Here is a 13,278-nt window from a genome sequence, read left to right on the forward strand (position 1 = left end):
CCTCCTGTAATTAAATTTTATTCTGTTACATGGCTTATGCTTTGTTCCAAAACGATTTTCACATGATCATCTGTGAGAGAATAATAAGCAATCTTGCCGTCTTTCCTGAATTTTACAAGATTTTCTCTTCTCAATGTGCGTAACTGATGTGATATAGCAGATTTTGTCATGCCAAGCAAAACAGCTAAGTCACAGACACACATTTCATTGGCATCTAATGCCCATAAAATTCTAACCCTTGTGCTATCCCCCACGACTTTCAAAAATTTTGTCAAAGTATTAAAAGTGTCATCTGAAAGCATTTTTATTTTAACTGCGTTTACGATTTCTTCATGTATAACATCACAATCGCAAACATCGCTTCTGACAGACATAAATAACCCTCCCTTCGAAATCTTAATTGAGTATTGACTCAACTATATTCTTATTATAATTGAGTCAATACTCAATTGTCAATGATAATTTGAAATTTGGTTATTTTTTATAAACCTTGAATCTTCACCATCTGTCCAGAAGTTTTGCTTCGGGATAGGCGCAGCAAAACGGGATTATCGCAGCACTGTCTTTGAGCAAGTTTTGTCGGGGCGCATATAGCTGCTCTGTCTATAGACATAGGCCTTTACTTTGTTCAAGCTGCTATTGCCTTTGTCCCTTTTACCTCCGCGAATGTACTAATTGATCATCATCCTTTTTCATAAAACTGTGATCTGTATTTTAAATGCTCCTGTTCTAACTGCTTCCATCTGCGGCGAATCGTAGGGTATGTTTCTCTCTGCCAACCGCCGCAGCTTTTCTCTGCGCTTTTCCACGGTCAATCCCAGGGTATAGAGCTTTCCTGCCTGTTTAATCAGCTTGGTTTTTTCTTTTGTTGTCATGATCATCTTCTCCTTGCTTTTTGTAGGTATATAGCATATACAAATATATTCTACAACCTTACGAATAGCAAGGGGAAAGAACCGACACTTCATCGAACAGAAAAAAAGAACCTCATCACTGAGATTCTTTTTCTACCTTGTCAGGATTTCTTTTCAGGCTCATACATTGCGTCTATCATCCGCTCCACCATTTTGATCTGTTCAGGATTTAGGTGCTTACACTTTTCAGCAATTCCAGTCAGTGTATTCAGCTCATTCCACTCTATGCTGTCCTGCACAAAATAATCAAGGGAGCGGTGAAGGACATTCCCGAATTTAATCAGTGTTGAAATGCTGGGCTGATATTTCCCAGCCTCAATCTGCCTGATATATACGGCGCTGATATCGCACTCCTGAGCCAGTCTTTCCGAGGTATAATCGGACTCTTTTCTCACGGCGGCCAATCGCATACCAAGTGCCTTTCGATCCATCTTCTCACCTCCGACCGTGGGCAATACACTACAAGAATATATGTTATTATATTACTCCGATGTTGTTTTTTTTAATAGCGAGCAATAGCATATTTTTATATATGCTATAACCCTACAATAAGTTTGTTCTTTTTCTGTAATAAATATTCTTAGAGTGAGAGGTTCTGGTGGGTCCATCATGAACCGCACCTCGGTTCAGCTCGCAGACGGAGTATCCCCTTGGCGGGAAATCCGTCTTTTCGCCTTTTTTACAGTTGGGCTATTTTTTCAGAATCAGCCGGTTGCTGGTATTGCTGCCATTCTCCCGGTAGCGAGATTCCTTTTCAATAAGCCCTTCCTTCACCAAATCATTCAGGGCGCGCTTGACGGTGCTGCGGGAGAGCTGCAAGTCGGCGGCTATGGTCTTGACCGCAGGCCAGCAATCCGAACCTTTTCCCGCACGGTCACGGAGGTAAATATAAACCGCCCTCGCCCGATGGGGGAGCTCATCGGGCGGGGCAGAATAAATGTGGTTAAAGTAGCTCATGGTTCATCGGCTCCTTTACGTTCTGACATGGCTGCGCCGCTTTAGTGGCTCCGCGGGATGCTCCGTCACGGGGGTGTGGAGCGCACCGGTGCCGGTGGGCGGTTCCAATATCTCCCCGGTTTTCTCATCCACCATCAGGCAGGCTGTGTGCTTGCGGACAATGTTTTCCTCCAGCGTCTGCTTATCGGCATAGACCACCTTCCGGTGTGCCTTTTCCTCTACAGTATAAGGTTTTCCGAAACGAATGCCCCAATCAAGGAACAGCCGCAGTCTTGTCCTCATGGGATGAGTACCGGTTTTCATGACGACAAAGTTTCCTTTGGGAATGGATTTCAGTTCGTCCGGCGTCATGAGAGGACGCTCCATCATCTGTAAGGACTGGCTGGGATCATTCTTTCCACGGCTGATACTGCCACTCATAACGGTACGGCTGCCCAGCGCCTTACTCAGCACCTCGGCAGTCTGGCTGTTTGGCGCGAAGCCGCCGAAGATGGTATCCTGGCAGTTGTCCACGATAATTTCCGAACCCTCCTTGCCGTAATTTTTTTCAAGCTGACCAAAGGACTGGATAATGGGGATCATGGAAAGACGGCGGGATCGGCTGGCCGAAAAAATCAGCTCCAGCGATTCAATGGCAGGCAGCGTACCCAGCTCGTCACAGTAAAACATCACCCGGTTTTTCAGCTTGCCTCCGTTTTCATCAGCTACTGCAAGGATTTCACGGTAGAGTTGCTGGATCATCAGGCTGACCATAAAATATTTGGTCAGATCTTCTTCGGGCAGCACGATAAACAGCGCAGATTTTTCATTGCAGAATTTCTCCGCGTCAATGGCTGTATCAAAGCAGAGAATCTGCTCCATTTCACTATCCAAAAAGGAATTAAGTCTGGAGAGCACGGTGGACAGCACCGACGCCATGGCCTGCTCTGCGGAATTGAGGGCAGCTCCCGCAAACCAGCGGGCCTTATGGTCGGGCGGCAGCTTTTCCATGAGGAGCTGGAACTGGCTTTTGCCCTTTACCTTGCTGGGGGCCAGCAAATCCTGCACCAGCTTAAACACACTGATGATATGGCGGCAGTCCACCTTTTTCCCATCTACTTTGGTGGGTGGCAGATATTCGGCTATCAGCAGAATGATGGAGGACAGAAGCCCCTCGGCGGCATCATAGAAAAACTGGTTCTGCCCGTAGTTTTCACCGCTGGCGTTGATGATGGTTTTGGAGATGATTTTGGCGTATTTCTCTGCCTTGGCCTTTGCCACAAGGTTGTTTTCGTCGGCAAGATACGCATCCATGTAGGTGTTGACCAGCTGGAGCATATTGTTGCCGTCCGAACGGGTAGGATTTCGAAGATCGATGACCGCCACATGGTAGCCATAATAGTCACGGGCAATGGCGCCGTAGTTGCGGTAGAGGTCGCCTTTGGTGTCGGTGGTCAGAAAGCTCATGCCGCTGGCGCAGGCATATTCCAGATTGGGGTACAGGAAGAATGCCGTCTTGCCCACGCCGGATGCGCCGATCATAAGGCAGTGGACGTCGTCGGTGTCCACCAGAGCTGTGACCTTGTTCTTTGCGCCGATGCTGCCGAGGATAATGCCTTGCTCTGAAACGGCAGGGCGGTTTTCTCCCTTCCGCCACAGCTCCGGCTGAAAGGGAATGTGCTTGTAGATGCTTCTGATTTCCTTTTTGGTGGAAAAGCGTGCGGTACCATGTTGGCCGTCGCCTACCGTGCGGGACTTGATTCCGTTTAAGGTATAGTAGTGCGCCAAAAGAGAAAGGCCGCCGATGACGAGAAACATCACGGCGGCCGCTGCTATTAGGATGTAGACTTGGGATTGCATGGGGAAAACTCCTTTCGGTTTAGAGGATTTTATGGTAATATAATCATATATAATAAGGGTCGAGAGAGGTGCTCTGAATGCCTGATTATGAAAAGCCCAATATGATGTTGCCGGTAAGTTTGCATGATGCCAGGCTTAATCACATCGAAATAGCAGACGATACCATCTGTTTTGTAATAGAGGACGGAATTCGCACGATTCAGGACGATCAAGTGGAACAAACCGGGAAAGCTCAAATTCAGTTTCCCAAAGTAGATTTCGATTTCTGCCGGGTTTATTGCACTGGGAAAGACAATCTCCGAAAGCAATGGGATATCCGGGACTTTGCTAAACAGATGTGGAACAATCAAATGGTAATTGACATCATTGACGAAACCTACGGTTACAACCAAGCAAAATTCGGCTGCGATATGACGATGGGCGGGAATTGGTTTGACTGTGAGATTGAAATCTATCATTTTGGTCTCGTGAAATATTTGTGGGAAGAACAGTGCGGAGAAACGGAGCGGCTACCTTAAGTGCCGCTCCGTTTTTTATGCCATCCGCATTTCAAAGCCACTCTGCCTTTGCTGTGCCGCTTCCGTTAAGTCGTCATTCCAATCCTTTCCCTGAGACATGAGCTGCTCCGATTCATATCCTTTTTCCTCAAGCTGCTGGTTCAGCCGCTCGCTAGCCTTGTGTCCGGCTGCATCGTTATCCAAACATAGTGAGACCTGCCGGAGCTGCGGATACTGCTCCAGCATCCACACCATCGCCTGACCGCCGACACCGCAGAGGGACACATAGCTGTGTCGCTGCCAGTCCTGCGGATACAGGGTGATAAACGATAGTAGATCCACCGGCGCCTCAAAAACATATAAATTCCCGCTTTCTCCAATCCAGTGAAAGCTGTGCCGGGGATCGCAGCCATCCACATTTCCTTTAAACGCCTGCCCCAAGGTGTAAATCCCGCGCTTGTGAGCGTGGCGGGCAATTCCGTTTTCATCCAATCCCACAAACACCGCGTTGTGATATTCCTTCGTGCCATCCTTAGATTTTTCACAGCTTTCATAGAGGAGCTTCTGCTTTGCAAAGAAGCTGACCACCTCCCGGCCGATGTGCCGGGTTTTTACCAGATAGGCATAGACACGGCGCATATCCGTATGGGCCGGTGGGAGCGCAAAGGGCTTTTTCGGCTCCGGTTCCTTTTGTGAGGATGGCCTGTAGATCTCGCCCTGCTCACCACCCAACAGCAGGGTCACGGCTTCAGGATAAGAGCAGCCGTAAAACTTCCGCACAAAATCAATGGCATACCCGCCACTCTCTGCGGAGTGATCGTACCACTCATTCCCCCGGACGGTGATGCTGTGGTCAGAGGCCAGCCGCTTATCCCGTCCGCTGGGCAGGAGCTTTTCGCCGCGCCGCTGGAGAAAGTCCGCTAAATCCACGTTATTGGCACGGTATTTCTGTTCATCTGTAAAATGCACATACACACCCATGGCGCACCTCCTATTGATGGCGATTGCCGATTCGATGAAAAAATGCCGCCCTTTTTACAGGACGGCATTGCTTGGGATATAGATTTTTTAGGACGGGCAGTTGCCCGGTTTTCTTTTTCTGCTTTTTCATGATGTTCCTCCCATCGTTTTTAGAGTGACATGGTCTGCTCGTGATCGTCCCGCGCATGACCCTGCGCCTGCTTTTTCTCCCGAAGCCTGCGCAGGAGCTTGCGATCGGCGCGCTGCCCCGGCGGTTTCAGAGGCGGAGCGTTATCTGCAAACACACGGCTCATGTGATGCAGGAGCCGTGTTCCCGCCTGCAGGACGGAGGGGTCTTTGAACTCGTCCATATGGTCGAGAAAAAACTGCGCGTAAAGATTGCCCTGCGCCGCCGATAGGGTAAACCAACGGACGGCAGATTCTTTATTCCTCGGAATATCTTTTCCCATGAGATACAGCTTGCCGAGAGTGTACTGCGCATATTGATTACTCTGTTCAGCGGCGGCCGTCAGGAATTGCAGGGCAGCCGGAATGTCCTTTTGCACATCTTCTCCCATGAGGTAAACCTTGCCCAGCCGGTACTGTGCGAATTGGTTGCCCTGACCGGCAGACCGTTTCAGGTATCCCAGCGCCTTGGGCACATCCTTCGGAACATCCTCGCCCTTGAGATAAAGAACGCCGAGGACATATTCGGCAAACTGATTCTTCCGCTCCGCGGCAAAGGTCAGCCAGCGGATAGCCGCTTCCACATCCTTGAGGACGCCCTCACCGCCAAGATACAGCTTGCCGAGCCGGTATGCGGCAAAGTCGTTGTCCTGCTCTGCCGACAGGGTATAGAGCCGTGCTGCCTCGGCTGTGTTCTGCGCAACGTGCTGCCCCTTTTCATAGAGCTTGCCGAGAAAATATGCGGCATAGGGATTTTCAGCCTCCACTGCCTGCCTGAGATAGCCGAGAGCTTTTTCTACCTCTGGTGTAGATGCTGTTTCATCGGAAAGAATGAGCTTGGCGAGCTGGTAGCAGGCAAAGGGATTTCCTACTGTCGCCGCCTTTTTAAAGTATTCCTTAGCCTTGGCTTCATCCTTTTCTGTGCCGACGCTGTTTAAGAGCATCCAGCCCAGTCGGTACTGGAGCTTATCGTCGTGCCCTTTTTCCTCCAGAAAGACAAAGCCGAGAAAGGCTTCCTTGAAACGCCGGTCAGCTTCCACACTGTTTTTTTCGCAACCGATGCCGTCCCGCAGCATTTTACCAAGCTCAAAGTTGGCATAGGGAAAATCCTGATCCGCCGAGCGGGTATAGAGGGCAAAGGCGGTTTCATGATTCTGCTCCACACCCTTGCCGTGGTAGTACAGGCCGCCGAGGGAATACTGCGCATATTTGTACTTCTCGTTTGCAGAAAGAGTGAGCCAGTCCGCCGCTTGTAAATAGTCCTGCTCTGTGCCAAGCCCTGCAGCGACCATTTTGCCGATGCGGTACTCGGTGTACTTCCAAGGCTTTTCTTCCTCGGCAGCATGAAACACCGCAAGGGCTTTTTCGTACCAGCCATAGGCTGCATCGGCGTTCGCTTCGCACCCAAGCCCGTCGGCGGTCATACGACCAAGATCATAGAGTGCCAGGGGATTCTCTTTATCCGCTTCTGCGAGGACAAGTTCACGGGCTTTTTCAAAATTCTGCGGGATTCCGGCATCCTCATCGCCATGCAGATGTTGCTTTGCCAGCTTGTATTCCTCCGTCCACCATGAAGCGGAGGATTTCTCCCTGCCGGTGGAAGACGGAACGGACGGCGGTTCGGGCACATCCTCCGGCTCGGCGGGTGTGTTGTCCGGCACAGCCCCCATGGAAGGTACATCGTCATCCGGGTTGGCATCCGGCAGAGCGGTTTCCACAGAGGCCGGTTCCTCAAAGGTTATGACACCGCTGCCAAGGTTCATGGCTTCCTGAATGACCCTATTGCGGATGGGTTTGAAGTCCTCACAGCGGGAAAGGGGTGGCGGCTCGGAGGGCGTTTCGGTGTAGATAGCTTCGATCCTGCCCCTGACCTCCCACCACAGGCGGTAGGCTTCTGCAATACGGCTGTCCTTGGCAAGCTCATCCACAATTTCATCCACCACGTTTTTCAGGTCTGCTTTCAGGTAGCCGTACTGTTTTTTGCCGCTGACCGTTTGCAGACGTTTGGCCAGATGGGTGAGGAGCTGTTCCATGCGCTCACTGACCAAAACGCCGCCCTTCATCTGCCGGATCAGTTCCCCCATGGCTTCGGCGGCCTGTTCCTTCAGCTCAGCCCGCCGCTGGGTCTTTTCCCCGTACAGCGGAATCAGCTCCTGCCGGAAGATTTCATTCGCCAGAGCGGACTTCATTTTGCGGATACCCTGCTTGGTAAGGTAGCCCTCCTGCGAATTGGTACTGTAGCAAATCATGTGTATATGCGGGTGGTGCGATTCATTATGAAATGCTGCGTACCATTTCAGGTGGTCAGGGTGGATTTTCAAACTCTCGGCCAGTTCCATCGCCTTGGAGGAAAGCAGGGCTCTCCATGCCGCCGCATTTTCAAATCCAAATTTGCCCGCATCCTCCCGGCGCAGGGAAATAATCGGCGTCCAAACATTGCCGGTGTGGGCAGCCACTTCCTCCGCAACCTGTGACAAAACCAGCGGCGCATCCCCGGCGGTGAACAGACCATGACTGTCGAACTTTTCGACGCGGGGACGGTTTGCGATGTAATCCAGATATTTTTCCCGGCCGCTGATTTGATCAAGGTTCTGTTCCAGCGCAATGGAGATAAACTCCGAGGCGTTTCCCCGGTTGGGATTCTCACAGTAGTCCTCGTATTCAAATAATTCTCTGGTATCAGGAAACTCCCGGAGTATCTGCGCGATCAGTTCCTTTTGCTTTTTGGTGGAGTGCCAGAGCCGGTGTGCACTCTCCATTTTTTCCACGCCGTCACGGGTTGCGATGTATTTCACAAGATTATTCAGATGTGCGGCAGTTTGTTTGCCACCCTTGAGATAGGGGCACTTGAGAATGATCCGCGCCATTATTCTTCAGCCTCGATGCCGTTCTGAAACTCCACCGCATCATCCAGCCGGATTTTGCCCTTGGTCTTTTTCACCTCGGCAACGCACCGGCCGCGAAGCCGGTGCAGTTCCTCATCGGTAACCTCCAGCGTAGTTGCCAGCAGATGCATCATCATACTAATTTCCACCGAGAGGCGAAACAGATTGCTTGCCACCCGGTTCTCGGTTTTCTGTAGCGTTCCCTCCATGGAAGAAAGCAGGGCCTTGGAAAGATAGGAGGAGGTGTCCTCCGTTCCAAGGTAGCCCATGTAAAAACAGAGCGCCTTTTCGATAAACTCACTGCGGCTTTTGCAGTTGTCCTGATTCAGCCAGCCGTCCAGCCGTTCCATGGTTTCGGGATACAGCCAGACCGCTGTCCGTTCCTTATTATTTTTCATATGAAATCCGACCTTTCATGGGTGTCCACCTGTGAGGTGGCCGTGTAAATTCCTTTGTTTCCTTGCCTTTTATAAAATCCCGACCACCCTGACCGTGACAATTCCCCAATCCGACCACCTCATGGGGAAGTGCGAAAAACGCCCAGCACTGCTGGGCGAAGTGAGCGGCGGGAGGGCGCTTGCGACCACCCGCCTTTATCCTGCTCTTTTTTCGACCGTGGAGAGCTGCCAGATTTGGAGGGCAGAGCGCCTTTTCCAAACGCTCGTCCCAAAGCCCTCACACAGCGTTTTGGGGCGGGATGGGTGCATGGATGCCACCCCCGCCTGTCAAAGCGGCACACGGGGGCGAACAGGGGGCAACGCCGGGAGACGGGCATGCGCCTTAATGCGCCGCCCTGTCCTGTGCGCCGTCAGCGGCAGCAGCGGCCTTATCTTTTTCCTTCTGCTTTTTTGCCGGAGCGATGGCTGGAGCATCTTCGCAGCCCTCGTCAATGTATTCCCGGACGGAAGACGGAACGTATTTTTCATACAACTTTTGCAGGGAATCGCAGAGTTCCTGTGTGAGATCCGCGTCCTTTTTCTCCATGTAGCGTTTTACCGCACGGAGCTTTTCTCCGTCCATTTGAACGGTAATGCTTTCTTTTTTCATCTAAGTGCCCTCCTTAATACTCAAATCCAATAAATGTGAAGCCGGGTTCCAGCTCCGGCTCCTGCCCGGTGAATTCGGGAATGTCAGCAAAAAGCTGACTGTATTCTGCGATTTTACTCTTGCCGAGCGAGGTGAAATTCCCATCACGGGTGGTGTCGCAGACAAAAAACGGGCCGCAGATAATGTCTGCGCCCAGCCGCCTGTTGGGCGGCATTCCGTTTAATTTGCCTTCCTCATTGCAGACGGCAACACAGCCGTTTGGAAAGCGGATGCATTCAATCAGGCCATCCACCTCCGCCTGCAGGCTTTTAAGGTCATTTGGAATCTCCTTGACCGCGGGAGCCTGCCCCGGCTCAATCTTCAATACACGAATCATATTTTCATTCATAAAATCATCCCTTCTTTGTTTTCATGGCAGATAATTTCTCGGATTCTGCTTCACGCCGTTCACCCGCACCTCGAAGTGCAGATGGTTTCCGGTGCTGCGCCCGGTGGAGCCCACCTTGGCAACGGTTTCCCCGGCTTTCACGGTCTGCCCCTCCCTGACGAGGATTTGGGAGCAGTGTCCGTATAAGGTGACCAGCCCGCCGCCGTGGTCAATGGTCAGATAATAGCCGTAGCCGGTGCTGCCATAGACCACGGTTTTCACCGTTCCCGTCTGTGCCGCGCGGATGGAGGTGCCCTTTGATGCGCCGAGGTCGATACCGGAATGCCCCGCCCACTGGCCGGTGAGCGGGTCCGTCCTGCCGCCGAATTCAGAAGTCACCATGGAGCGCCAGTTCTTCCCCAGCGGGGAAACAAAACCGGAGGCGGAGCTTTCCGGGGCTTCGGCATAGGGTCTTGCGTACAGCACCTGCTTGCCGGAATCAAACAAATCCCGGTAGACGACCTGTCCTTTGGAGGAGGATGCGTCCACCACCTTGCCGTCCCCGGCATAGATGCCAACGTGGGTAATGTTCATGAAGCGGCCGTTGGGCTCATGGCTCCAGAACACCAAATCGCCGGGGGCAAGGCTGGATTTGGGAATGGTCAGTCCGTTGTCCACGCAGTATTTGCCCTGTGCCGCAGCCGTGCCGGGGAGATTTACACCCAGCTTTTTGTACACCCACTGCACAAGATAGCTGCAGTCGGTGTAGCTGCCCTGTCCGCGCAGCTCCTGTGAATAGGGGTCGCCAAGGCGGGAAAGCCCCAGCCGAACAGCCTCCGCGCCTGCTTCTCCAACAGGCAAATCGGAGTAAAAGCCGTCTATCTGATCCGGCGTCCAGTCCTCCCACAGCCCGGAGCCGTCCCCCTCCAAGTGTGCGCCGGTGCCGTACCGGGCGCGGTAATAGATTTCGTTGGCGTTAGCCTGATCCTCATAGGTGACGGCTCTGCCGAACAGCGTGCGGATGTTGTTGTAAACAGCGGGCAGAGAATCAATGGGAACAGCCACAGTGTAGGTTTCCTCCGAGGTGGTGCCGTCCTCATTTTGCACGGTGCGAGTGCGTTCTTCATAGGTCACGAAACAATCTGCAAATTCCCGCGCCGCATGGCGCGAAATGGGTGCAGCGTCACGCTGCCCGAAGAACAGAGAATAAAAAATTGCCTTGACCCGGTAATCGTCAAGGCTGTCGCCGCCCTCCATCTCAGCATTTACGTCAGCGATGGCATTGTCTATGAGGGTGAAGCTTTGGCGCATATCCCCGATGTACTCCCGGTACTCCGCTGGCATACTTGCCGGAATCACACCGCCGTGAAAGCACAGCTCCACAGCGGTGTTGTTGTGGCTGGTGGTGCCGGAGAGCAAGGAACAGACCAGCACGATGACTAAAATCAGCGGGGACAGAACAGCGACAATCACCCAGCCGATGGTCTTTCGAGTGCGTTCATCGGAAAGCGCGGCAGCGGCGGCCTTGGCAACCGCTGTGATGGTTGCGGGATCTGCCATGCCGTCACCACCATTTCATTTCGCCAAAGCCGAACAGACTCTGCTGTTCCGGCTCCGGCTCACTCTCCATGAGCAGCTCGGTATAGTCCACCGCCTGTTCCAGAACAGCGGGATCAAAGCCTGCGGTTTTGTAGCCCTCACGGATGGTATTATAATAATAATCCGAGGGATAGCCCAAGCGATGCCCCGGCGTCATCACATAGACCATGGCAGACACTGACTGTCCGTCCAGCGGCAGTTCCATAAGCTCCTTGTCATAGAACCGGGGAAAGCCCTCGTAAACATCCAGTGCCGCTTCATCCTTCGGCGTGATTTTCCACAGCAGAACAGGGACGGAGGCGCCCTCGCAGGGTTCAATGGTGGCGACGGCTCCGTTTCGGCCACCCCGGAACACAAGGGCATAATCCTTTATCTCGGAAGCCCCGACCACCTTGGCGGTGGGGCATCTCCCAGCCATCTGCGGCAGATTGAGGTTGCTGCCATAGGCAATATACAGTTTGTTTTTCATACGATCTCCTTTACATTGACATAGTAAAAGCGGGGGACTGCTCGTCCTCCGCTTCCATTTCAATTTCCGGCACCGCTTCCTCCGGCGGTGCCTGCGTTTGTGAGCGCTCCGCCTCTCGCTTCTGCCGCAGCCGTTCCTTTTGCCTTTCCGCTTGTGCCGGATCTTTCCACGCAATGCAGCCCTCCAAGTGATCCAGCAGATGCTTGCGGGCTGTTTTAAACTCGTCCCCGATCATGCCGAGGCGCAAAAGCCAGACACGAAAGGTGTATTTTTCGTTGCTGGACTGGGTTTTGGCGGGGCTTGCCGACCGCTGGTTGAGCGCCTGCGCGGTGATGGCCAGACAGAACTGGATGTACGCCTTGATTTTTCCGGCGTGCAGATCTCCGTTGAACGCCCGGAACTCCACCGTACCTTTCTGAAACACGCTGTGCAGATTCAGGCAGTGGTAACGGCTGTCGTGATAATGCTCCCGGCTGCCGTCCCTGCCGTTGTACCAGAGGCTTTTCAGCCGGTCGAGGGTGGCGGGCTTCTGCCGATTGAGCCGCTCTAAAAAGGCGGGATCAATCTTCCGGCAGTAGTGGCTTTCCCGCCCACGCGAAACCTTCAGCGCCTTGTAAATCATATCCTCCTTGGCCGCCATAATGTTGACCAGATTGCGGAGGTGAGGCGCGTCAAAGGGTGCAGCGTTAACGTGAATATGGATGCCACATGAAGAATTCACAAACGCTCCGGCCTCCCGGAGCTTACGGATCAGCTCCTGCACTGTTTCGATATCTCTATACTGGCAGATGGGGCTGACCAGCTCCACGCTGTAGTTCCGGTCGGCACTGACCCTCCTGCGCCCCTCCTTCCGCTGGCAGTCCAGGCTGCCGTCGCTCATGACCTTCCACTTGCGGCCGGTGGTATCCCTCGCAAAATAGGCGTCGTAGAAGCTGCCCTCATACTCTCTGGTGGTGCCGAAATGTTCGGCAATGACCTCGGCGGCGCGGCTTCTGGTAAGCCCGGTCATTTCAATTTCAATCCCGAAATCCTGACCCTGTATCTCCATTTACCCACCGCCTTTACCACATCCTGTGCTGCAGGGTCAGGTCTTTATCCTGAGATAGCCCCGCAAGCTCCGCCGCGGAATTGATGAAGCCGCACAGCCGCTCCCTGCGCCAGGTATCAATGAGATAGCGTCCGCATTCCTCATTGAGCGCATTGATTTTTAGCACCGTATCCCGCACACACTGGTCAACGGCGGCGGAATCGCCCTGTGCTTCCATCAGATCGTCAATATAATCATCCAGAATCCGGCCCATGAGAGACACATCCTCCGGGGTATAGTGGTAGCTCCCAGCATAGGGGTCAGGGTATTCCTTGCCGTCCATACAGTTGCGAAGCTGCTCCAAAATGGCAGGGCGTTCGTCACAGTCCGCTTTCTGGTACTTCTCCATAAAGGCCAACAGATCCGCTTCCCGGTTGGGGGTGTAGCGGATAAAGGACAGCATATCTTCGAGGAGTCCTGATTTGTTTTCTTTCTGCTGTTGCAGTCTGCTCATGATTTTTCTCCCTTCTT

Annotated in this window: 15 protein-coding genes; 1 reads left to right on the plus strand and 14 read right to left on the minus strand. The window is 52.7% G+C overall.

Going from position 1 to position 13,278, the window contains the following annotated elements; genetic code table 11:
* Window positions 1–17: 17 nt before the first annotated feature.
* The 5 genes from A8805_RS04015 to A8805_RS04035 all read right to left on the minus strand — a co-directional run bounded on the left by A8805_RS04015 (window position 18) and on the right by A8805_RS04035 (window position 3,710).
* Complete coding sequence (locus A8805_RS04015; protein ID WP_018213960.1) at window positions 18–374, minus strand: ArsR/SmtB family transcription factor; 357 nt, start codon at window positions 372–374, stop codon at window positions 18–20.
* A 318-nt stretch (window positions 375–692) separates the two neighbouring features.
* Window positions 693–875 carry a hypothetical protein gene (locus tag A8805_RS04020; RefSeq protein ID WP_018213961.1) on the minus strand — a complete coding sequence of 61 codons (183 nt, stop codon included), beginning with the start codon at window positions 873–875 and terminating at the stop codon, window positions 693–695.
* Window positions 876–1,015: 140 nt separating this feature from the next.
* The gene (locus A8805_RS04025; RefSeq protein ID WP_018213962.1) at window positions 1,016–1,345 is read right to left on the minus strand and encodes a helix-turn-helix domain-containing protein; all 330 of its coding nucleotides are present in this window, start codon (window positions 1,343–1,345) and stop codon (window positions 1,016–1,018) included.
* A 259-nt stretch (window positions 1,346–1,604) separates the two neighbouring features.
* The gene (locus A8805_RS04030) at window positions 1,605–1,871 is read right to left on the minus strand and encodes a helix-turn-helix domain-containing protein (RefSeq protein WP_018213963.1); all 267 of its coding nucleotides are present in this window, start codon (window positions 1,869–1,871) and stop codon (window positions 1,605–1,607) included.
* A 15-nt stretch (window positions 1,872–1,886) separates the two neighbouring features.
* Window positions 1,887–3,710 carry a VirD4-like conjugal transfer protein, CD1115 family gene (locus tag A8805_RS04035; protein ID WP_109708932.1) on the minus strand — a complete coding sequence of 608 codons (1,824 nt, stop codon included), beginning with the start codon at window positions 3,708–3,710 and terminating at the stop codon, window positions 1,887–1,889.
* A gap of 101 nt (window positions 3,711–3,811) precedes the next feature.
* On the opposite strand from A8805_RS04035, the gene A8805_RS04040 reads away from it, so the two are divergent.
* Complete coding sequence (locus tag A8805_RS04040; RefSeq protein ID WP_242992265.1) at window positions 3,812–4,228, plus strand: hypothetical protein; 417 nt, start codon at window positions 3,812–3,814, stop codon at window positions 4,226–4,228.
* Between the two features lie 15 nt (window positions 4,229–4,243).
* Here A8805_RS04040 and A8805_RS04045 read toward each other — a convergent pair whose 3' ends face one another.
* The 9 genes from A8805_RS04045 to A8805_RS04090 form a co-directional block, all read right to left on the minus strand.
* Window positions 4,244–5,188 (minus strand): DUF3991 and toprim domain-containing protein, encoded by a 945-nt coding sequence (locus A8805_RS04045; protein WP_109708934.1) that lies wholly within the window; start codon window positions 5,186–5,188, stop codon window positions 4,244–4,246.
* 149 nt (window positions 5,189–5,337) lie between these two features.
* Window positions 5,338–8,220: a MobP3 family relaxase gene (gene mobP3, locus A8805_RS04050; RefSeq protein WP_109708935.1), complete on the minus strand. Its 2,883-nt coding sequence runs from the start codon at window positions 8,218–8,220 to the stop codon at window positions 5,338–5,340.
* Window positions 8,220–8,636: a hypothetical protein gene (locus tag A8805_RS04055; protein ID WP_109708936.1), complete on the minus strand. Its 417-nt coding sequence runs from the start codon at window positions 8,634–8,636 to the stop codon at window positions 8,220–8,222. The genes mobP3 and A8805_RS04055 overlap by 1 nt, the downstream gene beginning before the upstream one ends.
* 382 nt (window positions 8,637–9,018) lie before the next feature.
* A complete protein-coding gene (locus tag A8805_RS04065) occupies window positions 9,019–9,285 on the minus strand; it encodes a DUF6103 family protein (RefSeq protein WP_109708938.1) in 267 nt (88 codons plus the stop codon).
* Between the two features lie 13 nt (window positions 9,286–9,298).
* Window positions 9,299–9,673: a DUF3846 domain-containing protein gene (locus tag A8805_RS04070; protein WP_109708939.1), complete on the minus strand. Its 375-nt coding sequence runs from the start codon at window positions 9,671–9,673 to the stop codon at window positions 9,299–9,301.
* Window positions 9,674–9,694: 21 nt separating this feature from the next.
* Window positions 9,695–11,212 carry a peptidoglycan DD-metalloendopeptidase family protein gene (locus tag A8805_RS04075; RefSeq protein ID WP_109708940.1) on the minus strand — a complete coding sequence of 506 codons (1,518 nt, stop codon included), beginning with the start codon at window positions 11,210–11,212 and terminating at the stop codon, window positions 9,695–9,697.
* Between the two features lie 4 nt (window positions 11,213–11,216).
* On the minus strand, window positions 11,217–11,720 hold the full coding sequence (locus tag A8805_RS04080) for a gamma-glutamylcyclotransferase family protein (RefSeq protein ID WP_109708941.1): 504 nt from the start codon (window positions 11,718–11,720) through the stop codon (window positions 11,217–11,219).
* A 10-nt stretch (window positions 11,721–11,730) separates the two neighbouring features.
* The gene (locus A8805_RS04085) at window positions 11,731–12,768 is read right to left on the minus strand and encodes an amidoligase family protein (protein ID WP_109708942.1); all 1,038 of its coding nucleotides are present in this window, start codon (window positions 12,766–12,768) and stop codon (window positions 11,731–11,733) included.
* A 13-nt stretch (window positions 12,769–12,781) separates the two neighbouring features.
* Window positions 12,782–13,261 carry a hypothetical protein gene (locus tag A8805_RS04090; protein ID WP_109708943.1) on the minus strand — a complete coding sequence of 160 codons (480 nt, stop codon included), beginning with the start codon at window positions 13,259–13,261 and terminating at the stop codon, window positions 12,782–12,784.
* Between the last annotated feature and the right edge of the window lie 17 nt (window positions 13,262–13,278).

Origin of the sequence: Faecalicatena contorta (assembly GCF_003149105.1) — a bacterium.
GTDB classification, from domain to species: domain Bacteria; phylum Bacillota; class Clostridia; order Lachnospirales; family Lachnospiraceae; genus Muricomes; species Muricomes contortus_C.